Source organism: Streptomyces sp. NBC_00273 (assembly GCF_036178145.1).
Taxonomy (GTDB): domain Bacteria; phylum Actinomycetota; class Actinomycetes; order Streptomycetales; family Streptomycetaceae; genus Streptomyces.
Genome location: NZ_CP108067.1, coordinates 3,097,959 through 3,117,178, shown reverse-complemented (window position 1 = coordinate 3,117,178; position 19,220 = coordinate 3,097,959). Strand labels below are relative to the sequence as shown.

At 73.9% G+C, this 19,220-nt stretch carries 19 protein-coding genes; 9 read left to right on the top strand and 10 right to left on the bottom strand.

What is annotated here, in order from left to right; all coding sequences use genetic code 11:
* Nucleotides 1–36: 36 nt before the first annotated feature.
* Complete coding sequence (locus tag OG386_RS13060; protein WP_189739142.1) at nt 37–864, top strand: enoyl-CoA hydratase family protein; 828 nt, start codon at nt 37–39, stop codon at nt 862–864.
* A 5-nt stretch (nt 865–869) separates the two neighbouring features.
* Complete coding sequence (locus tag OG386_RS13055) at nt 870–3,119, top strand: bifunctional salicylyl-CoA 5-hydroxylase/oxidoreductase (protein ID WP_328788316.1); 2,250 nt, start codon at nt 870–872, stop codon at nt 3,117–3,119.
* A gap of 41 nt (nt 3,120–3,160) precedes the next feature.
* Here the strand turns inward: OG386_RS13055 and OG386_RS13050 are convergent, their stop codons facing one another.
* The 7 genes from OG386_RS13050 to OG386_RS13020 all read right to left on the bottom strand — a co-directional run bounded on the left by OG386_RS13050 (nt 3,161) and on the right by OG386_RS13020 (nt 8,350).
* Nucleotides 3,161–3,670, bottom strand: a complete 510-nt coding sequence (locus OG386_RS13050) for an InlB B-repeat-containing protein (protein WP_328788315.1) — start codon at nt 3,668–3,670, stop codon at nt 3,161–3,163.
* 43 nt (nt 3,671–3,713) lie between these two features.
* Entirely contained in the window at nt 3,714–3,917 is a 204-nt protein-coding gene (locus tag OG386_RS13045) for a hypothetical protein (protein ID WP_328788314.1), read from the bottom strand.
* A gap of 148 nt (nt 3,918–4,065) precedes the next feature.
* Nucleotides 4,066–4,491 (bottom strand): SgcJ/EcaC family oxidoreductase, encoded by a 426-nt coding sequence (locus OG386_RS13040; RefSeq protein ID WP_405789070.1) that lies wholly within the window; start codon nt 4,489–4,491, stop codon nt 4,066–4,068.
* A gap of 74 nt (nt 4,492–4,565) precedes the next feature.
* Nucleotides 4,566–5,405 (bottom strand): GNAT family N-acetyltransferase, encoded by an 840-nt coding sequence (locus tag OG386_RS13035; RefSeq protein ID WP_328788312.1) that lies wholly within the window; start codon nt 5,403–5,405, stop codon nt 4,566–4,568.
* A 44-nt stretch (nt 5,406–5,449) separates the two neighbouring features.
* Nucleotides 5,450–5,794 carry a hypothetical protein gene (locus OG386_RS13030; RefSeq protein WP_328788311.1) on the bottom strand — a complete coding sequence of 115 codons (345 nt, stop codon included), beginning with the start codon at nt 5,792–5,794 and terminating at the stop codon, nt 5,450–5,452.
* A gap of 90 nt (nt 5,795–5,884) precedes the next feature.
* Nucleotides 5,885–6,685: a PaaX family transcriptional regulator gene (locus OG386_RS13025; RefSeq protein WP_328788310.1), complete on the bottom strand. Its 801-nt coding sequence runs from the start codon at nt 6,683–6,685 to the stop codon at nt 5,885–5,887.
* A gap of 9 nt (nt 6,686–6,694) precedes the next feature.
* Nucleotides 6,695–8,350 carry an AMP-binding protein gene (locus OG386_RS13020; protein ID WP_328788309.1) on the bottom strand — a complete coding sequence of 552 codons (1,656 nt, stop codon included), beginning with the start codon at nt 8,348–8,350 and terminating at the stop codon, nt 6,695–6,697.
* A gap of 145 nt (nt 8,351–8,495) precedes the next feature.
* Here OG386_RS13020 and OG386_RS13015 point away from each other — a divergent pair, with 145 nt between their 5' ends.
* Together OG386_RS13015 and OG386_RS13010 are read left to right on the top strand one after the other, a co-directional pair.
* Nucleotides 8,496–9,632 carry an acyl-CoA dehydrogenase family protein gene (locus tag OG386_RS13015; protein WP_328788308.1) on the top strand — a complete coding sequence of 379 codons (1,137 nt, stop codon included), beginning with the start codon at nt 8,496–8,498 and terminating at the stop codon, nt 9,630–9,632.
* Nucleotides 9,629–10,027, top strand: coding sequence for a RidA family protein (locus OG386_RS13010; RefSeq protein WP_328788307.1), 399 nt, complete (start codon nt 9,629–9,631; stop codon nt 10,025–10,027). The genes OG386_RS13015 and OG386_RS13010 overlap by 4 nt, the downstream gene beginning before the upstream one ends.
* A gap of 94 nt (nt 10,028–10,121) precedes the next feature.
* Here the strand turns inward: OG386_RS13010 and OG386_RS13005 are convergent, their stop codons facing one another.
* Nucleotides 10,122–10,331, bottom strand: coding sequence for a tautomerase family protein (locus tag OG386_RS13005; protein WP_328788306.1), 210 nt, complete (start codon nt 10,329–10,331; stop codon nt 10,122–10,124).
* Between the two features lie 41 nt (nt 10,332–10,372).
* Complete coding sequence (locus OG386_RS13000; protein WP_328788305.1) at nt 10,373–11,134, bottom strand: SDR family NAD(P)-dependent oxidoreductase; 762 nt, start codon at nt 11,132–11,134, stop codon at nt 10,373–10,375.
* Between the two features lie 119 nt (nt 11,135–11,253).
* Here OG386_RS13000 and OG386_RS12995 point away from each other — a divergent pair, with 119 nt between their 5' ends.
* Nucleotides 11,254–12,162: a LysR family transcriptional regulator gene (locus tag OG386_RS12995; protein WP_328788304.1), complete on the top strand. Its 909-nt coding sequence runs from the start codon at nt 11,254–11,256 to the stop codon at nt 12,160–12,162.
* On the opposite strand, the gene OG386_RS12990 is transcribed toward OG386_RS12995, so the two are convergent.
* Nucleotides 12,159–13,532 carry an aminopeptidase P family protein gene (locus tag OG386_RS12990; RefSeq protein ID WP_328788303.1) on the bottom strand — a complete coding sequence of 458 codons (1,374 nt, stop codon included), beginning with the start codon at nt 13,530–13,532 and terminating at the stop codon, nt 12,159–12,161. The genes OG386_RS12995 and OG386_RS12990 overlap by 4 nt on opposite strands.
* A gap of 172 nt (nt 13,533–13,704) precedes the next feature.
* Between OG386_RS12990 and OG386_RS12985 the strand changes: the two genes are divergently transcribed.
* From OG386_RS12985 to OG386_RS12970, 4 genes are all read left to right on the top strand, one after another.
* Nucleotides 13,705–16,086 (top strand): collagenase, encoded by a 2,382-nt coding sequence (locus tag OG386_RS12985; RefSeq protein WP_328788302.1) that lies wholly within the window; start codon nt 13,705–13,707, stop codon nt 16,084–16,086.
* A gap of 101 nt (nt 16,087–16,187) precedes the next feature.
* Nucleotides 16,188–17,399 (top strand): NAD(P)/FAD-dependent oxidoreductase, encoded by a 1,212-nt coding sequence (locus OG386_RS12980; protein WP_328788301.1) that lies wholly within the window; start codon nt 16,188–16,190, stop codon nt 17,397–17,399.
* The gene (locus OG386_RS12975; protein ID WP_328788300.1) at nt 17,399–17,710 is read left to right on the top strand and encodes a (2Fe-2S)-binding protein; all 312 of its coding nucleotides are present in this window, start codon (nt 17,399–17,401) and stop codon (nt 17,708–17,710) included. The genes OG386_RS12980 and OG386_RS12975 overlap by 1 nt, the downstream gene beginning before the upstream one ends.
* Nucleotides 17,691–19,178, top strand: coding sequence for an FAD/NAD(P)-dependent oxidoreductase (locus OG386_RS12970; RefSeq protein WP_328788299.1), 1,488 nt, complete (start codon nt 17,691–17,693; stop codon nt 19,176–19,178). The genes OG386_RS12975 and OG386_RS12970 overlap by 20 nt, the downstream gene beginning before the upstream one ends.
* Nucleotides 19,179–19,220 lie beyond the last annotated feature (42 nt).

Below are 19,220 nucleotides of genomic sequence, written 5' to 3'. Positions count from 1 at the left end.
TGACGGCAGTCACGATCGGGTGATACCGTCGGTGGTGTGAGCCCCTTCACCGGTTCCACACCAGCGACCGAACGGTGGCACCACCTCCGGGTCACCCGGCAGGACGGCGTCGCCACCGTCACCTTCGACCGCCCCGAGAAGCTGAACGCGCTCACCTTCGGCGCCTACGCCGACCTGCGCGATCTGCTCGGCGAACTGTCCCGTGAGCGCTCCGTACGCGCCCTCGTGCTCGGCGGCGAGGGGCGCGGCTTCTGCTCCGGCGGGGACGTCGACGAGATCATCGGTGCCACCCTCGCGATGGACACCGCCCAGCTCCTCGACTTCAACCGGATGACCGGCCAGGTGGTGCGCGCCCTGCGCGAATGCCCCTTCCCGGTGATCGCCGCCGTACACGGGGTCGCCGCCGGCGCCGGCGCCGTCCTGGCGCTCGCCGCCGACTTCCGGATCGCCGACCCCACCGCCCGCTTCGCCTTCCTCTTCACCCGCGTCGGTCTCTCCGGCGGCGACATGGGCGCGGCGTACCTGCTGCCCCGGGTCGTCGGACTCGGCCACGCCACCCGCCTGCTGATGCTCGGAGAGCCCGTCCACGCGGCCGAGGCCGAGCGGATCGGCCTGCTCAGCGAGCTCACCGAGGAGGGCAAGGCCCACGTACGGGCCGCCGAACTCGCCGCGCGCCTGGCCGCGGGCCCCGCCCTCGCCCACGCGCAGACCAAGGCGCTGCTCACCGCCGAGCTCGACATGCCGCTGGCCGCGTCCGTGGAGCTGGACGCCAACACGCAGGCCCTGCTGATGCACGGCCAGGACTACGCGGAGTTCCACGCGGCCTTCACCGGGAAGCGGCCGCCGGAGTGGAAGGGCAGGTAGGCCACATGACTCCTGGTGCCATGCGGGTCGCCGTCGTCGGCGGGGGACCGGGAGGGCTGTACGCCGCCGCGCTGCTGGCCCGCCAGGGCCACACGGTGGAGGTCTGGGAGCGCAACGCCCCGGACGACACCTTCGGCTTCGGCGTAGTGCTCTCCGACGAGACCCTCGGCGGCATCGAGCGGGCCGACACCGTCGTCCACACGGCCCTGAGCGCGGAGTTCGTGCGCTGGGACGACGTGGACATCGTGCACCGCGGCCGACTGCTGACCTCCGGCGGCCACGGCTTCGCGGCCATCGGGCGGCGTCGGCTGCTGGAGATCCTGCACGAGCGCTGCGCGGGCCTCGGCGTACGCCTGCGCTTCCGCTCCGAGGCCCCGGCGGCGGCCGAGCTCGCCGCCTCGTACGACCTGGTGGTCGCGGCCGACGGCGTGCACAGCGCGATCCGGGAGGCCGGCGCCGTGCACTACGGGCCGACGTTGACCGGCGGACGCTGCCGCTACATCTGGCTCGCCGCCGACTTCGCCTTCGACGCCTTCCGCTTCGAGATCGCGGAGACCGAGCACGGGGTCATGCAGCTGCACGCCTACCCCTACTCGGCCGATGCCTCCACGGTGATCGTGGAGATGCGCGACGAGGTGTGGCGGGCGGCCGGCTTCGACCTGTGCGACGAGGACGAGTCGGCGGCCCGGTGCGCCAAGATCTTCAGCGAGGCCCTGCGCGGCCGCCCGTTGCACGGTAACCGCTCCGCGTGGACGCAGTTCCGTACCGTCGTCAACGCGCGCTGGTCGCACGGCAATACGGTGCTGCTCGGCGACGCGGCGCACACCGCCCACTTCTCCATCGGGTCGGGGACCAAGCTGGCGGTGGAGGACGCGCTCGCGCTCGCCGAGGCCGTGGGCACCGCGCCGGACGACGTCCCGGCCGCCCTCGCCGCCTACGAGGCGGCCCGCCGACCGGCGGTCGCCAGCACCCAGCGGGCGGCGGCCGCGAGCCGGCAGTGGTTCGAGGAGATCGCCGGATACGTCGACCAGCCCGCCCGGCAGTTCGCCTTCAACCTCCTCACCCGCAGCCGCCGGGTCACGCACGACAACCTGCGGATGCGCGACGCACGGTTCACGCGGGCGGTGGAACGGGACTTCGGCTGCCCGGACGGCACTCCCGCGATGTTCACGCCCTTCGCCCTGCGGGGGCTGACCCTGCGCAACCGGGTCGTCGTCTCACCGATGGACATGTACTCGGCCGAAGACGGGGTGCCGGGCGACTTCCACCTCGTACACCTGGGCGGGCGCGCCCTCGGCGGGGCCGGACTGGTGATGACGGAGATGGTCTGCGTGTCCGCCGAGGGCCGCATCACCCCCGGCTGCACCGGCCTCTACACCCGGGAACAGACCGCCGCCTGGAAGCGGATCGCCGACTTCGTCCACACCTCGTCACCCGGTACCGCCCTCGGCGTCCAGCTCGGGCACGCCGGCCGCAAGGGCTCGACCCGGGTGATGTGGGAGGGCATGGACGACCCCCTGCCCGAGGGCAACTGGCCGCTGGTGGCCGCCTCCGCGCTGCCCTACCAGCCGGGCGTCTCGGCGCTGCCCCGCGCCCTCGCACGCGCGGACCTGGAGGCGCTGCGCTCCGATTTCGCGGCCGCCGCCGTCCGCGCCGCCGACGCGGGATTCGACCTGCTGGAACTGCACTGCGCCCACGGCTACCTGCTCTCCGGCTTCCTGTCCCCCCTGACCAACCACCGTGACGACGAGTACGGCGGCTGCCTGGAGAACCGGCTGCGCTTCCCGCTGGAGGTCTTCGACGCGGTGCGGGAAGTGTGGCCCGGGGACCGCCCGATGACGGTCCGGCTCTCGGCCACCGACTGGGCACCCGGGGGCACCTCCCCCGAGGAAGCGGTACGGATCGCGGCCGCCTTCGCCGCCCGCGGTGCGGACGCCATCGACGTGTCGACGGGCCAGGTCGTCGCGGACGAGGCCCCCGAGTACGGGCGCTCGTACCAGACCCCGTACGCCGACCGGATCCGGGGCGCGCTCGGCGTCCCCGTCATCGCCGTCGGAGCCATCTCCTCCTGGGACGACGTGAACTCCCTGCTGCTGGCCGGCCGCGCCGACCTCTGCGCGCTGGGCCGCCCCCACCTCTACGACCCCCACTGGACCCTGCACGCGGCCGCCGAGCAGTCCTACGAAGGCCCCGGCGCGCCCTGGCCGGCCCCCTACCGCGCGGGCAGCCGTACACCGCCGACGGGCCGCGGCTAGGCCGCGGCCCGTACGGGAGCCGAGTGGTGCGTGGCGGGTGCCTACGGCTGCGGGATCGGGACGAACAGGGCGTTGATGGTCCGGTTCGCGTTCATGGTGAGCTGGTAGTTCGGGTTGTTCCCCTCCAGCTCGATGCCGTCGACGGCCCAGGCGTCGAACTGGAAGCCGGGGTTGGGGACGGCGGTGACGGTGACCTGCGTGCCGGGGTCGTACGGACCGTACTCGCTGACCCGGACCGTGCCCGCGCCCACGGGGTCGTGCGACAGGGTGGGGGAGCGGCGGTTGGTCACGAGGGAGGCGCGGTAACCGGCCAGGGTGTCCGCGTTCTGCAGCGCGACGGCGGCGTTGTTGTTCTGGGCGTCGCCCAGGATCTGGCCGTTGACCGTGTCGACACCGATCCCGCTGGGCGGCAGTGCGAGGGAGTCGATCTCCTGTAGCTCGTACCAGCCCGGGCGCTCGGCGAGCGGCTGGTACGCGTACTGGCGGAAGCCGATCGTGATGACGCCGGAGAGGGTGACCGGTCCTTCGGTGCAGGCCCCGATGGCGGACACGGAGATGGTGTTCTCCGGGTTCTTCGGGTCGTGCCCGCCCCAGTCACCGTCCCGTCTGCTCGCCGCACAGGGAGCGGAACGCCTTGGCGTCCGTGCGCTGTGCGGCGGAGCGCACCACCCAGGGCTCGTGCTCGTCGCCGCCCCCGCCCGTTCCGGCGGAGGCGGCGGGTGCGGTCAGGGCGAGCGACAGGGTGGCGGTGAAGGCGGTCGCCGCGGCGGTGGCGGCGAGCAGGAACCGACGGCGCATGAGGGACGCGTGCCTCTCTGTGGGGGTCTGTCCCGCCTTGCGTTCCGCGACGGGGACCACGCCACGCCGGTACGGCGTCCCCGCCCGCCGGCCGGGCCGAGGGTTCACCCGAATACGGGGGCGGGCCCACAGGGGAGCCGGCGTCCGGTCAGGCGGCCTGCGCCTTGGGTACCTGGGTGTTCTGGCAGACGGTCAGGAGCCAGTGGCCGTCGTCGTCCTTGGTCATCACGTACGTCGGGACGCCCTCGTCCCCGGGGCCGTCGGCCGAGTGGTAGAGCTGGCGGACCTTGACCGCGGCCACGTCCGGGCGGAGGAACTGGAGGTGGGTGACGGTGTAGCTGACCCGGCCGTCCCAGCTCGCGCCGGGCAGGACCGCCCGGGTGAACTCGGATATGGCGTCGAGGCCGATGAGGACCTTGCCGCCGCCGGTGGTCCACAGGGCGTCGGGGTGGAAGAGGGAGAGGAAGGCGTCGGGGTCCTTGGCCTGCTGGGAGGCCTCGACGGCGGCCACCACCTGGTGAATGGCCTCGATGTCAGCGGTCCGGTCCGTGCTTTCGGTCGTCATGTGGATCATTCTCGGACCTCAAGGGCGCTTGAGGTCAAGGCCCGGCCCGCATGCCGGTACGGACCCCGCCGCGGTCCGGCCCGTCACGCCGCGACGATCTCGGCGCGGTCCTCGACCGGGGCGTAACCCAGGCGCAGGTAGACGCCGTTGCTGGTGGGGTTGGCCAGGTCCGCGAAGAGGAGGACCTCCGTGGCGCCGGCCGCGTACGCCGCTTCGCTCACGGCGTGCGTGATCCCGGCGGCGTAGCCGCGGCCGCGGTGCTCGGGCGGGGTGTAGACCGGGCCGACGCGCGAGGCCGAGCCGATCGGACGGGAGAAGCCGGCCAGCGAGACGGGAGTCCCGGCGTGTTCCCACAGCCGGAGCCCGCCGTAGGAGATCCGGTCGCGCAGCACGGCCTCGGAGGCGCTGCCCGGAACGCCGGCCTCCGCCTTGAAGGCCGTGATCCACTCCAACAGCAGCGGGAGGTCCGCCCCGGTGGCGGGCCGGGCCCGCCCGGCCGGAGCGGGATCCGGGTCGACCAGGCCGGCCAGCCGGTACAGGCGCACCTCCTCGGCGATCCGGCTGGGCCGTCCCCAGGCCTCGGCCAACGCCTGCGCGTCCGGGCGGCGGGCGTTGAACCCGGGCGCCCCGGCGAGCAGTGGCTCGTCGGCGAGCGCGGCCCCGAGCGCCCGGACCGCCTCCCCGGGCAGCACGCCGAGCACGGCCGGGAACGGCGGGGTGCACAGCAGGCCGCCGGCGACGGCGCCGTCGGCCCCCGTCCACCAGCCGAAGAAGGGGGTGCCGTCGCCGTAGGCTCGGGGCCCGCGCCGCTGCAGCGCATCGGCCACGGTCAGGAGAAGGGTGTTGGCGACGGGCCGTGCGGCCGCGGCCGGGCCCGCCGCGACCAGATAGGCCGTCAGGTCCGTGCTGAATGTCCAGGGCATGACCCATCGTGGCGCGGCGTGCGGCCCGCCCGCACCCGGATTTCTCACGCGGGCAGCCACCCCGGCCACCACGGCGGCACGTTGTCCGGCCCGCACCGCTCCGGGTTCCCGGGGTAGCCGTCCAGCGTCCCCGTCGAGGCGAAGAAGACGAGCACCACCGTTGCGAGCACGAGCAGGACCGGCACGGGCCGCGACCACCGGGGCAGCCGTCGCGAGAGGAAGGCGATCAGCAGCGCGAGCACGGCGCACCCCGGCACCATCAGCACCAGCAGGAAGGTCATCTCGAACCGACCGCCCGCTTCCCAGCCCGCGTCGCAGTACGCACGGGCGTGGGAGGCGAGTGCGACGGCGGCCCACCCGGCCACGGCTCCGACCAGCGCCGCCGTCACCGGTAGGAGAGCCGTGGCCCGCCGTCCGGGCGGCCTCGCGGGAGGAAGATCGGGATGCGTCACACCACCTCGTGACGCGGTCTCCGGCGCCTACGGTTGCGCGAACCCGGCCCCGATGTCGCGCAGCCGCTCGTGCAGCTCGGCGAAGACGGCCGCCGCCCGGTCGCCCGGCCAGTCCGCCGGGAGCAGTTCCCGCGGCAGGCCCGGGTCGGCGTACGGCAGCCGGCGCCAGGTGTCCAGCGCGCGGAGGTAGTCCCGGTAGGCCCCTTCCGGGGTCGGCTCCGGGCCCGACCGGAGCGCCCGCAGGACGGGTTCGTGCAGGTCGAGGAATTGCTCGTGCTGCTTGGCCAGGGCCGTCAGGTCCCACCAGCGGGCCACCGCCTCGGCGGTCGGGGCGAAACCGAGGTGGGCGCCGCGGAAGAGCTCCACGTACGGGGTCAGGTGCAGCCGCTCCAGGGTGTGCGCGGTTTCCTCGGACAGCCGGGCCGGGGCGATCCACACGCCCGGCGCCACCGCGCCGAAGCCGAGCCGGGCCAGCCGCGAGCGCAGCAGGTGCCGCTTGCTCCGCTCCTGCTCCGGGACCGAGAACACCGCCACCAGCCACTCGTCCGTCAGCTGCTGGCTGCCGTAGATCCGGCGGTCGCCGTCGTCCAGCAGCTGCCGGGCCTCCTCGGAGAGCCCGTACGCCGCCGAGCCGTCCGCCGCGCGCTCGGGGAGCAGGAAGCCGCGCCGCTTCAGCCGGGACACCGACGAGCGGACCGACGGGGCGTCCACGCCGGCCGCGCCCAGCAGGCGGATCAACGCGGCCACCGGGACCGGGCCCTCGAAGGCCCGCCCGTAGGCTCCGTAGAACGTGACGATCAGGGATCGCGGAGTGTGCTGCTCGACCACGGGTTCACTCTAGGTCCTGTCGGGCCGATCGGGCCGGGCGCCGGGATCGCGCAGCCGGAAGCGCTGCAGTTTGCCCGTGGCGGTACGGGGGAGGGCGGGGAGGAAGACGAAGGAACGCGGACACTTGTGCGGGGCCAGTTCCGCCCGCATGAAGGTGCGCAGGACCTCTTCCGTCAGCACCGCGCCGTCGCGCGCCACGGTGTACGCCACCACGATCTGCCCGCGCCGCTCGTCCGGGAGGCCCACCACCGCCGCCTCCACCACGTCCGGGTGGCGCAGCAGGGCTTCCTCCACCTCGGGGCCCGCGATGTTGTAGCCCGCCGAGACGATCATGTCGTCCGCCCGGGCGACGTAGCGGAAGTAGCCCTCCGCATCGCGGACGTAGGTGTCGCCGGTCAGGTTCCACCCGCCCTGTACGTACTCCCCCTGCCGGGGATCGGCCAGGTAGCGGCAGCCCACCGGGCCGCGCACGGCCAGCAGTCCCGGCTCGTTGTCGGGGACCGGGCGGCCGGCCCGGTCCACCACCCGGGCCTCCCAGCCCGGGACCACCCGGCCCGTCGTACCGGGCCGGATGTCCTCGTCGGCGGCGGAGATGAAGATGTGCAGCAGCTCGGTCGCCCCGATGCCGTTGATGATGCGCAGGCCGGTGCGCTCGTACCAGGCCTGCCAGGTGGCGGCGGGCAGGTTCTCCCCGGCCGAGACGCAGCGGCGCAGCGCCGACAGGTCGTACATGCCCACGTCGTACGGGCCCAGCGCGTCCAGCATCGTCCGGTAGGCGGTGGGCGCGGTGAACAGCACCGTCACCCGGTGCTCCGCGAGGGCGGGCAGCAGCCGGCGCGGCACCGCCTCCTCCAGCAGCAGCGCCGAGGCACCGGCGCGCAGCGGGAAGACGACCAGTCCGCCGAGGCCGAAGGTGAAGCCGAGCGGCGGGCTGCCCGCGAAGACGTCGTCCGGGCGGGGCCGCAGCACGCTGCGGGAGAAGGTGTCGGCGACGGCGAGCAGGTCGCGGTGGAAGTGCATGCAGCCCTTGGGCCGCCCGGTGGTCCCGGAGGTGAAGGCGATCAGGGCGACGTCGTCCGCGGAGGTCGGGGCGGCCGGGAAAGGATCGGGATGCCCCTCGGCCAGCCGGAGCAGGTCCCCCGGGTCCGCGCCTCCGTACACGGTGATCCGCAGCCCCGGCACCTCGGCCTTGACCAGGTCGTCCAGCACGTCCGCGTGGCACAGGGCGTGCCCCACCCGGGCCATCGCGCACACGGTGGCCAGCTCCTGGGCGCGCTGCTGGGGCAGTACGGTGACGGCCACCGCGCCCGCCTTCATCACCGCGAGCCAGCAGGCGGCGAGCCAGGGGCCGGTGGGCCCGCGCAGGAGCACCCGGTTGCCGGGGACCACGCCGAGGTCGACGGTGAGCGCGTGGGCCAGGCGGTCCACGCGCTCGCGCAGGTCCCCGTACGTCCACACCTCGCCCGCGGCGCTGCGGAAGGCCGGGCGGTCGGCGCCGGCCGGACCGAACCGGGCGATGGTGGCGTCGAGCAGCTCGGCCCCGCAGTTCAGGCGGTCCGGATAGGCCAGCTCGGGCAGATCGAAGAGGAGCTCCGGCCAGGTGTCCGCGGGTGGCAGGTGGTCGCGGGCGAAGGTGTCGGTGTGAGCGGAAGGCTTGAGGTCCAAGGCGGGTCGCCCCCCTTGCAGCGGTCCGGGGTGGGGTGGAGCCGGCCGTGCGGTAGTTCCCCCGGCCACGGCCGGAGGTCCTTCCAGGAGCGTATCGTGATGGTGACGGCAGTCAACAGGACGCGATAGATGCGGGGACATTCGGATGACCGGATTCGCGCTCGGAGTGGACCAGGAGGAGTGGTGCGGGCAGTTGCGCGCACTGGCGGTGCAGCGGCTGCGGCCACTGGCCGAGAAGGGGGAACCGGGGCGGGTCAACCGGCCGTTGCTGGCGGCGCTGGGGGAGCTGGGCCTGCTGGAGCGGGTGTTCGCCTCGGGCGCGCTGGAACTGTGCCTGCTGCGGGAATCCCTCGCCTACGGTTGCACGGAGGCCGAGACGGCGCTGGCCCTGCAGGGGCTCGGGGCGTACCCGGTCCTGCGGGCCGGGAGCGAGGAGCAGCGGGAGCGCTGGCTGCCGCAGGTGCGCGCCGGGCGCGCGGTCGCGGCCTTCGCGCTGAGCGAGCCGGGGGCGGGCTCGGACGCGGCGGCGCTGGCGCTGGCCGCGACCGCCGATGCGGCGGCCGCCGGGGGTGGCTGGCGGCTCAGCGGTGAGAAGTGCTGGATCTCCAACGCTCCCGAGGCGGATTTCTACACCGTGTTCGCCCGAACGGGGGAGGGGCCGGGGGCGAAGGGGGTCTCGGCCTTCCTGGTCCCGGCCGACCGCCCCGGACTCTCCGGCGCACCCCTGGACATGCTCTCCCCGCACCCCATCGGCTCCCTCGCCTTCGACGGGGTACCGGTCGGCCCGCGGGACCTGATCGGCGAACCCGGGCGGGGCTTCCGCGTCGCGATGGACACCCTGAACCTCTTCCGGCCGAGCGTCGGCGCCTTCGCGGTGGGCATGGCCCGGGCCGCGCTGGACGCGACGCTCGCGTACACGGCGGACCGGACCGCGTTCGGCGGAACGCTGAGCGATCTCCAGGCTGTGGCGCACCGGGTGGCCGAGATGGCCACCCGCACGGAGGCGGCCCGACTGCTGGTGTACGCGGCGGCCGGAGCCTACGACCGGGGGGCCGGGGACGTCCCGCGCCGGGCGGCGATGGCGAAACTGCTGGCCACGGAGACGGCCCAGTACGTGGTCGACCACGCGGTCCAACTGCACGGCGCGGTCGCCCTCCAGCGCGGCCACCTGCTCGAGCACCTCTATCGGGAGGTGCGGGCGCCGCGGATCTACGAGGGGGCGAGCGAGGTGCAGCGCACGATCATCGCGAAGGAGCTGTACGGGGCGGTGGCGGCGCGATGAGCCTGGAGCGGATCAATCCGGCGGAGCTCTCGCCCGCGACGGGGTTCTCGCACGCGGTAGCGGCGACCGGCACCCGGCTGGTGTTCCTGGCGGGCCAGACCGCCCTGGACGGCGCGGGCAAGGTGGTGGGCGAAAGCCTCCCCGAGCAGTTCGAGGTCGCCCTCGCCAACCTCCTGGCGGCCCTCGCCGCGGCGGGCGGCACCCCGGCGGACCTGGCCCGGGTGACCGTGTACGCGGTGGACGTGGCGGCGTACCGGGCCCACGCGGCCGAACTGGGCCGCATCTGGCGGCGGTCGGCGGGCCGCGACTATCCGGCGATGGCCGTCATCGGCGTGGTCCGCCTCTGGGACGACCGGGCCCTGGTGGAACTCGACGGGGTCGCGGTCCTCGCGTAACGGCCGGGCGGCCCGGTCGTGCCGGCCGGGTCGCGCACTGGTCCTGCGGGGACACCCCACCGTGTCCCCGCTCCGGACCCCGCCCGGGGACGGCCTAGTTCCGAGCGCGGATACGGCGGTACTCGTCCGTCCGGACGCCGCCCACGCCCCAGTCCTCCAACTCCACCTCGTCGATGAGGACGAAGGTGGTGGCCGGGTCCTTGCCGAGCACCTGGACCAGCAGGTCGGTCACACCGGCGATGATCTCGGCCTTCTGGGCGGCGGTGGCGCCTTCACGGGTGATCCTGACGTTGACGTACGGCATGGTGACGGATGTCCTTCCGGTGCGGGTGGGTGGGTCCGGGATCAGGCGCGACCGGTGACGTGGCCGCCGTCCACGCGCAGGGCGTGACCGGTGACGAAGGTGGCGCCCGCGAGGTAGAGCACCGCCTCGGAGATCTCCGCGACCTCGCCGACCCGGTTCAGCAGGGCGAGCCCGCCGAAGGAGTCCACGTCGGATCCCGCGTGCAGCGGGGTGCGGATGATGCCGGGGGACACGAGGTTCACGCGGATGCCGTCGGCGGCGAGTTCGGCGGCCAGGCTGGTCGTCAGCGCGTGCACCCCCGCCTTGCTGACCACGGGCGCGGAGGACGGGAAGCCAGCCAGCGCGTGGTCCACCAGGACGGTGCCGATGTTGACGATGCTGCCGCCCCGGCCCTGCGCGCGCAGCGCCCGTACGACGGCCTGGGTGGTGAGGTAGGTGCCCTTGAGGTTGCCGGTCAGGAAGCCGTCGAGTTCTTCCTCGGTGACCTCGGTGAAGGGCTTGGGGGCGAAGGTGCCCGCATTGTTGACCAGGACGTCGATGCGGCCGAACCGGTCCAGGGCGGTACGGACGAGGGCCTCGCCCGTCGTCGGCTCGGCGATGGCGCCCGCGACCCACGCGATCCGCCCGGGGTGACCGAGGGTGGCCGCGGCCTTGGCGAGGCGGTCGGCGTCCCGGCCGTTGAGGACGACGTTCGCGCCGCTCGCGAGGAAGGCGCGGGCGATGTCCAGCCCGATGCCGCTGGAGGAGCCGGTGACCAGAGCGGTGGTGGTGGTGTCGTTGATGTCCGTGTGCGTGGCGGTCATGGCGCTGTGCCTTTCGTCGGTGTCGTCCGTCGGGGTCCCGACCGGTTGACACCACGAACCTAGGAGCGCCCAACCCATAACACCACGACGAAGATTGGAGCGTGTGATAATCCCCGGTTATGGATGTGGATCTGCGTGACCTGGAGCTCCTGGCCGCCACCGCCGAGGCCGGCTCGCTGACCGCGGCCGCCGAGCGGCTCTACGTGAGCCAGCCCGCCCTCAGCCAGCGGCTCACCCGGCTGGAGGCCCGTCTGGGCATGGCCCTCTTCGACCGCAAGGGCCGCCGCCTGGTCCCCAACGCCGCGGGCCGCCGACTGCTGGTCGCGGCCCGCCACGTCCTCGGCGAACTGGACTCGGCGGCCCGGGACCTGCGCGAGATCCGTGACGGGCGCGACCGGCGGGTCCGCTTCACCGCGCAGTGCAGTACGACCTTCCCGTGGCTGCCGCCGGTGCTCCGCGCCTTCCGCGAGCGCGCACCGGACATCGACGTGCGCATCGAGACGGTTGCCGACGACGCGCCGATCCCGGCCCTGATCGCCGACCTCGTCGACGTCGCGCTGGTCACCAAGCCGGACCTGCAGATGGACCGGGTGTCGCTGACCAGGCTGTTCGAGGACGAGATGGTGGCGGTGGTGCCCGCGGGCCACCCGTGGGCCTCGCGCGCGCACCTGACCGCCCGTGACTTCGACGGCGCCGACCTCGTCCTCTACGACTTCTACGACCAGAAGCGGATCCCGTCGATGCCGCTGCCGATCCCCGTCGGGGCCCGGCCGGCCCGGATCACCACCATGCCGGTGGTGACCGACCTGGTGATCGAGATGGTGGCCGGCGGCCAGGGCGTGACCGTGCTGCCCAACTGGGTGGCCGCCCCCTACGCGGCCTCGCACGGCCTCGCCCTCGTCGGCATCGGCGCGCGGCCGCTGACCCGTACCTGGTTCTGCGCCACCCGCACCGGACCGCGCCCGCCCCACGTGGAGGCCTTCGTCGAGGAGCTGACCGCCCGGCTCGCCATCCCGCACGGCGTCTAGGGGGTCTCCAGGAGCCGGCCCATCCATTCCTCGATGCCGGTCACCGTGCGCGGCAGCGCACCCGACATCAGGCGGGCGCCGTTCGCCGTGATCACCAGGTCGTCCTCGATGCGGACGCCGATGCCCCGCAGCTCCGCCGGGAGGGTTTCGTCGTCGGGCTGGAGGTAGAGGCCCGGCTCCACCGTCAGGACCTGCCCCTCCTCCAGGACGCCGTCCAGGTAGGTCTCCGCCCGGGCCTTCGCGCAGTCGTGCACGTCGAGCCCCAGCATGTGGCCGCTGCTGCACAGCGTGTACCGCCGGTGCAGGTCGCCCTCCGCGTCCTTCAGGACGCCCCACTCGGCCAGGCCCTCCGCGATCACCCGCATCCCGGCCCGGTGGAAGTCCCCGAAGCTCGCCCCCGGGCGCAGTGCCGCGATGCCCGCCTCCTGGGCGGCCAGGACCAGTTCGTACACCTGCCGCTGGACGGGGGAGAAGCGGCCCGACAGCGGGAGGGTGCGGGTGATGTCCGCGGTGTAGAGGGTGTCCGTCTCCACGCCCGCGTCCAGGAGCAGCAGTTCCGTCCCGTTCAGCCGGCCGTCGTTGCGGATCCAGTGCAGGGTGCAGGCGTGGGCGCCGGACGCCGCGATCGTCTCGTACCCGGTGCCGTTGCCCTCCGCCCGGGCGCGCAGGCCGAAGACCCCCTCGATCCACCGCTCCCCGCGGGGATGCGCCAGCGCGCGCGGCAGGGCCCGTACGACGTCCTCGAAGCCAGCCGTCGTGTGGTCGACGGCCAGCTGGAGCTGCTCGACCTCCCACGCATCCTTCACCAGTCGCAACTCCGACAGCGCGGCGGCGAGTTCGGAATCGGAGGCCGCATTGCGGCCGGCCGGTGAGCCGAGTCCGTCCAGGTGCGCGCAGCGGATGCCGGTGAGGCGCTCGGCCTCCGCGAGGTCCGGCCGGCGGCCCACCCAGAACTCCCCGTACCGGCGGTCCCGGTAGAACTCCCCGTCCCCGTCCGCCCGCGGTGAGCGCGGACGCAGGTACAGCACGGCCTCGTGGGCGTGCGGGCCCGACGGCTCCATGACCAGGACGTGGCCCGCCTGGTCCTCGCCGGTGAGGCCGGTCAGCCAGGCGTACGCGCTGTGCGGGCGGAAGCGGTGGTCGCAGTCGTTGGAGCGGACCTTCAGCTCCCCGGCCGGGACGATCAGCCGCTCGCCCGGGAAGCGGGCCGAGAGCCGCGCCCGGCGGGCCGGGGTGACGGCGTGGCCGGGGGCGCGGGCGGAGTCGGGCAGCGGGGTCGCGGCCCAGTTGCCCGCCATGAACCGGGACAACTCCGGGGACACCGGGCGGTCGTGACTGCCCGTGTTGAGGCGGGCGGACGCGTCGGTCACGAGGACTCCCTCAAGAAAGATGCGAACTGGTGGGCGCACAGGTCTTGTCAGTGCAATTTCACATTACTATGTTACAGCTCACATCGCGGCACGTTAATCCCCGTCAAACGCCGTGTGACGCAGGGCAGTTCACGCACCACCCCCCACCTCGCCTCTCCCTCAGGAGTCCTCGGTGCTCAAGCACAGAGCTGTGCGCTCTTCCCTTCTCGCCTCCGCCGTGGCCGTGACCCTCCTCGCCACCGCGGGGCAGGCCACCACGCAGGCCGCCGAGTTCGCGGCCCCGGCCACCTTTGCCGGCGCACAGGCCGCCCCCGCCGCCGCCGGCCCCACGGGGAACCCGTTCGACGAGGTCGACCGCCTCGCCGACCAGAAGGACAACACCCCGGCGCCGGCCCCGGCCCCCGGCGGGCAGAACATCACCGGGCAGGTCCCCGGCGCTGCCACGGCCGCCGCCGCGCCCGTCGACGACCTGCAGAAGCGCGGCAAGGCGGTCAAGGCGGCCCCCACCGCGAAGAGCGTCGCCGCGGGCGTCCCCTGCACCCTCGACGGGATCACCGGCCTCAGCCCCGAGCAGTTCGCCGACTTCCTCGGCGACCAGGCCGTCCTCGCCGACGGCTGTCTGCGCGGGCTCATCTGGACCTGGGACGCCCGACTGACGCCGGTCATGTCGGACGCGCACGTCCAGGCCGTCTCCCGCCGGATATCCGGCCTGGCCGCCGCTCACGACGGCCGCAACTCCTCCCACCTGGAGGAGATGTTCACGTACCTGCACGCGGTCGCCTACCACGACTACTCGCGCACCGAGATCGACGTCACCGACGCCCCCACCGTCGACGCCATGCGCCGTGCCATCGCCGACTTCGGCGCCGCCGCCCACACCTTCGACGCGACCCCCAGCAACGCCCGCACCCTGCGCGAGGCCCTCTACGCCGGCAGCGCGCCCGGCCTGCGCCAGCACCAGCTCGGCCTCATCAAGAAGGTGCTGGCCACCATGGACCCGGCCCACCCGGCCACCCACCTCGACGCCGGCTGGGGCGGCGCCGCGCTCGCCGCCCTCTCCGTCACCTACCTGGGCGTCTACCCGGGCAACCAGGACGCCGCCTTCCACTCCGCGGTGGCCGCCGACTCCTCCTACCGCGACGCCTTCAAGGCCTTCTCCACCTACACGCACCTCAAGGACACGGGCAACGCCTGGGTGGTGCGCGACGCGCTGAGCGAGTACGCCCGCTTCGGCCAGGTCGAGGGCCTGCGGGAGCGGGTCGTGGCCGACCTCGGTGCGATGCTCGGCCCCGTCCGCTCCGCCTTCGGCGACGGCAGCGAGCCGTGGGCCAAGGTCGTCTCCTGGCTCAACTTCTACGAGGCCTGCAAGCCGTACGGGGTGTGCAAGGAGGACATCGAGAAGCAGCTGTTCCCCTACACCTACTCCTACGACAACGGCGCCATCAAGGTCCGCACGGCCCTGGACCGGGCCACCGTCGACCAGCTGTACTACGCGAGCAAGCAGGTCAAGTCCCAGTACCACCGCGTGCTCGGCACCGACCAGCCGCTCGCGGGCGACCCCAACTCGACGCTGAACATCGTGCTCTACGCCTCCCGCGCCGACTACGTGAACTACCACCCGATCCTGACCGGCTACGGCACCAACAACGGCGGCATCTACATCGAGAACGGCGCCACCTTCTACACCTACCAGCGCCGCGTTCCCCAGGACTCCTCCCTCACCCTCGAGGAGCTCTTCCGCCACGAGTACACGCACTACCTCAACGGCCGCTTCGCCGTCCCCGGCTTCTTCGGCCAGGGCCCCTGGTACGAGGGCGACCGGACGACCGCCATGGACGAGGGCACGGCCGAGTTCTTCGACGGCGCCACCCGCGACAACGGCATCGCCGTCCGCAAGTCCCTCGTCAAGAGCATCATCAGCGACACGGCCGGCGGCGGCCCGCGCATGAGCGTCGAGCAGCTGCTGAACGCCACCTACGACGGCGACGGCTTCCGCTTCTACAGCTACGCGGGCACCTTCTTCGAGTTCCTGTGGACCGAGAAGCCCACCCTGCTGCGCGAGATGTACGCGCACCTGCGGGCCGACGACGTGGCGGCGTACGACGCCTGGCGCCACCGCATGGGCGCGGACACCTACCTCCAGCGCGACTACGACCGCTTCCTGGACGCGCAGATCGCCAAGGTCGACCAGCTCTACGTGCCGAACACCTCCTTCACCCCGAACGACCGGCTGCGCGACGCGGCGCTCGCCTCGGTCAAGTCGTCCTTCGCCACGGCCACGTACAACACGCCGGACTGCGTGGAGAACGGCGACGCGGGCAAGCGGCGCTTCACCTGTACCGGCCGGATCACCGCGAACCTGAAGAACTGGCGCAACGACGACCAGAACTTCAAGGACATGTCGGAGACGGTCGACTACTTCATCCTCGACCGGGCGGGCGCGGCCTCGAACAACCTCGCCGACATGAACTGTTCCTTCGGCCCGGTGGAGATCTGGACCAACAAGGTCGCGGGCACCTCCAGTTACAGCTGTGAGGGTCCCCTCCGCAGCTGACCGGCCACCTGCCGGGTACCGGACCGGTCCCGCATCCGAGGGGGGTGCGGGACCGGTCCGGGCATCTGGGCAGGCCCTAAAGAATGTGACATATTACTGTCGTGCTCAAGAGACACTCCCTGGACGCCGTGATCATCGGCGCCGGCGTCGTCGGGGCGGCCTGCGCCTACTACGCGGCCCGCGCCGGACTCTCCGTGGCCGTGGTCGACCGGGGCCCCGTGGCGGGCGGCACCACCGGTGCCGGCGAAGGCAACCTGCTCGTCTCCGACAAGGAGGCGGGACCCGAACTCGACCTCGCCCTGCTGTCCACCCGGCTGTGGACCGAACTCGCCGCGGTCCTCCCGCGGGACATCGAGTACGAGCCCAAGGGCGGGCTCGTCGTTGCCCCCGACGAGCGGACCGTGAAGGCCCTGCGGCACTTCGCGGAGGGCCAGCGCGCGGCCGGCGTCGACGCGGTCGAAGTGGCGGCGGACGCGCTGCACGACCTGGAGCCGCACCTGGCCCAGGGCCTGGCGGGCGGCTTCCACTACCCGCAGGACGCCCAGGTCCAGCCCGCCCAGGCGGCAGCCCGGCTGCTGGCCGCGGCGCGCGCCCCGGGCGAGTCGGGTGCGCCCGGTGCGCCGGCCGCCGAGGTGTTCCTCGGTGAGGAGGTGACGGAGATCCTGCTGGACCGGGGCGCCGTACGCGGCGTGCGTACGCGGCGCCGCGAACTCCTGGCCCCGGCCGTGGTGAACGCGGCCGGCACCTGGGGCGGCCACATCGCCCGGTTGGCCGGGGTCACCCTGCCCGTCCTCCCGCGCCGCGGCTTCGTCCTGGTGACCGAACCCCTGCCGAGGGTGGTCCGGCACAAGGTCTACGCGGCCGACTACATCGCGGACGTCGCCAGCGGTTCCGCCGCCCTGCAGTCCTCGGCGGTGGTCGAGGGCACCCCGTCCGGCCCGGTCCTGATCGGTGCCACCCGGGAGCGGGTCGGCTTCGACCGCACCCTCTCCACCGAGGCCCTGCGCCGCCTGGCCGCCCAGGCGGCGGCGCTCTTCCCCGTCCTGGTCGACGTCCGGGTGATGCGCACCTACCACGGTTTCCGCCCCTACCTGCCCGACCACCTCCCGGCGATCGGCCCGGACCCGCGGCGCCCCGGGCTGCTGCACGCCTGCGGCCACGAGGGCGCGGGCATCGGCCTGGCGCCCGCCACCGGAGCGCTGATCGCCGCCGCCCTGACGGGGGCCGAACCGGCGCTCCCCGCCGACCCGTTCCGTCCGGACCGCTTCGCCGCGGACCCGGCCGCCACCGACACCCCTGAGGAGCAGCACTGATGCGCAGCCCCCGCGCGCTGGTCGGCGGTAGCCCGGCAGCCGCGCACGCGATCACCTTCGACGGCCGGGAACTGCCCGCCGTGCCCGGCCAGAGCATCGCCGCGGTGCTCTGGGGCGCGGGCATCCTCGCCTGGCGGACCACGCGTGAGGGCGGCGCCCCGCGCGGTGCGTTCTGCGGGATCGGCAGCTGCTACGACTGCCTCGTCACCGTCAACGGCCGCCCGAACCAGCGCGCCTGCCTGGTCCCGGCCGGGCCGGGGGACTGCGTCACCACCCAGGAAGGAACGGGCCGTGCCGACCTCGCCGTCTGAGCCGGCCGGCCGCGCCGGTCGTCCGGGCCACGCTGATCTCGCGATCGTCGGGGCCGGTCCGGCAGGCCTCGCCGCCGCCGTCACGGCCGCCCGCCTCGGGCTGCGGGTCACGCTCCTCGACGCGGGCGACCGCCCCGGCGGGCAGTTCTACCGCCACCCCGCCCCGGGCCTGGGCGCGGCCCGCCCCGAGGCGCTGCACCACGGTTGGGCGGAGTTCGCGACCCGCGAAGCCGCCCTGCGCGCCCACGAGTCGGCCGGCCGGATCACGTACCTGCCGCTCCACCACGTGTGGACGGTCGTCCCGGGCGGGGCGGCCGAGGCGCGCCGCGGACGTCCGGAGCCCGGGCAGGTGCACGTCGCCGAGCCCGCCGCGGAGTGGATCCTGCACGCCGTCGCCGGTCACGCCCCCGAGGAGCGGGCCACCGCCGTCACGGCCCGGGCCGTGCTCATCGCCACCGGCGCCTACGAGCGGCAACTGCCCTTCCCCGGTTGGACCCTGCCGGGAGTGGTCGGGGCCGGCGGGGCGCAGGCCATGCTCAAGGGCGGGCTGGTCCTGCCGGGCAAGCGGGTGGTCGTCGCCGGGAGCGGGCCGCTGCTGCTGGCCGTGGCCGGGTCGCTCGCCGCCGCCGGAGCCACCGTGCCGGCCGTGGTGGAGGCCGCCGCCTACACCGCGTACGCGGGCCAGGTCCCCACCCTGCTGCGCAACCCCGGCAAGCTCGTCGAGGCCGCCACCTACGGCGGGGCGCTGGCCCGTCACCACGTCCGGCTCCTCACCCGGCACGCCGTCACCGAGGCGCACGGCACCGAGAGGGTCGAGGCCGTCACCGTGGCGCGGCTCGACCGCGACTGGCGACCGCTGCCCGGCACCGGCCGCCGGATCCCCTGCGACGCCCTGGCCGTCGGACACGGGCTGGTGCCCCAGCTGGAACTCGCCACCGGCCTCGGCTGTGAAACCCGCACCGGCCCCGACGGCACCGTCGCCCTCGTCCTCGACGCCGAGCAGCGGACCTCCGTCCCGGGCATCTGGTCGGCGGGCGAGACCGGCGGCATCGGCGGGGCCCAACTGGCCATGACCGAGGGCGAACTGGCCGCGCACTCCATCGCGGGTGCGCTGCCCGGGGCCCGGCTCACCCGCAGCCGCGCCCGGCTGCGCGCCTTCGCCGACGCGATGGCCGCGGCCCACCGCCCCGGCGAGGGGTGGACCGGTTGGCTCCGGGACGACGCCGTCGTCTGCCGCTGCGAGGAGGTCCCGGCCGGGCGGATCCGCGAGGCCGCAGGCGACCTCGGCGCGCGGGACGCCCGCAGCGTCAAACTCCTCACCCGGGCCGGCATGGGCTGGTGCCAGGGCCGGATGTGCGGCCCGGCCGTCGCGGCCCTGGCCGGTGAGGAGCCCGCGCCCGACCGGCGGCCGCTGTCCTGTCCGGTTCCGCTGCGCCACCTCGCCGAACTTCCGCCCGCCGAGCACTGATCGGGGCGCCGGGGCCCTTGTGGCCGTGCCGCACCCGCTAGT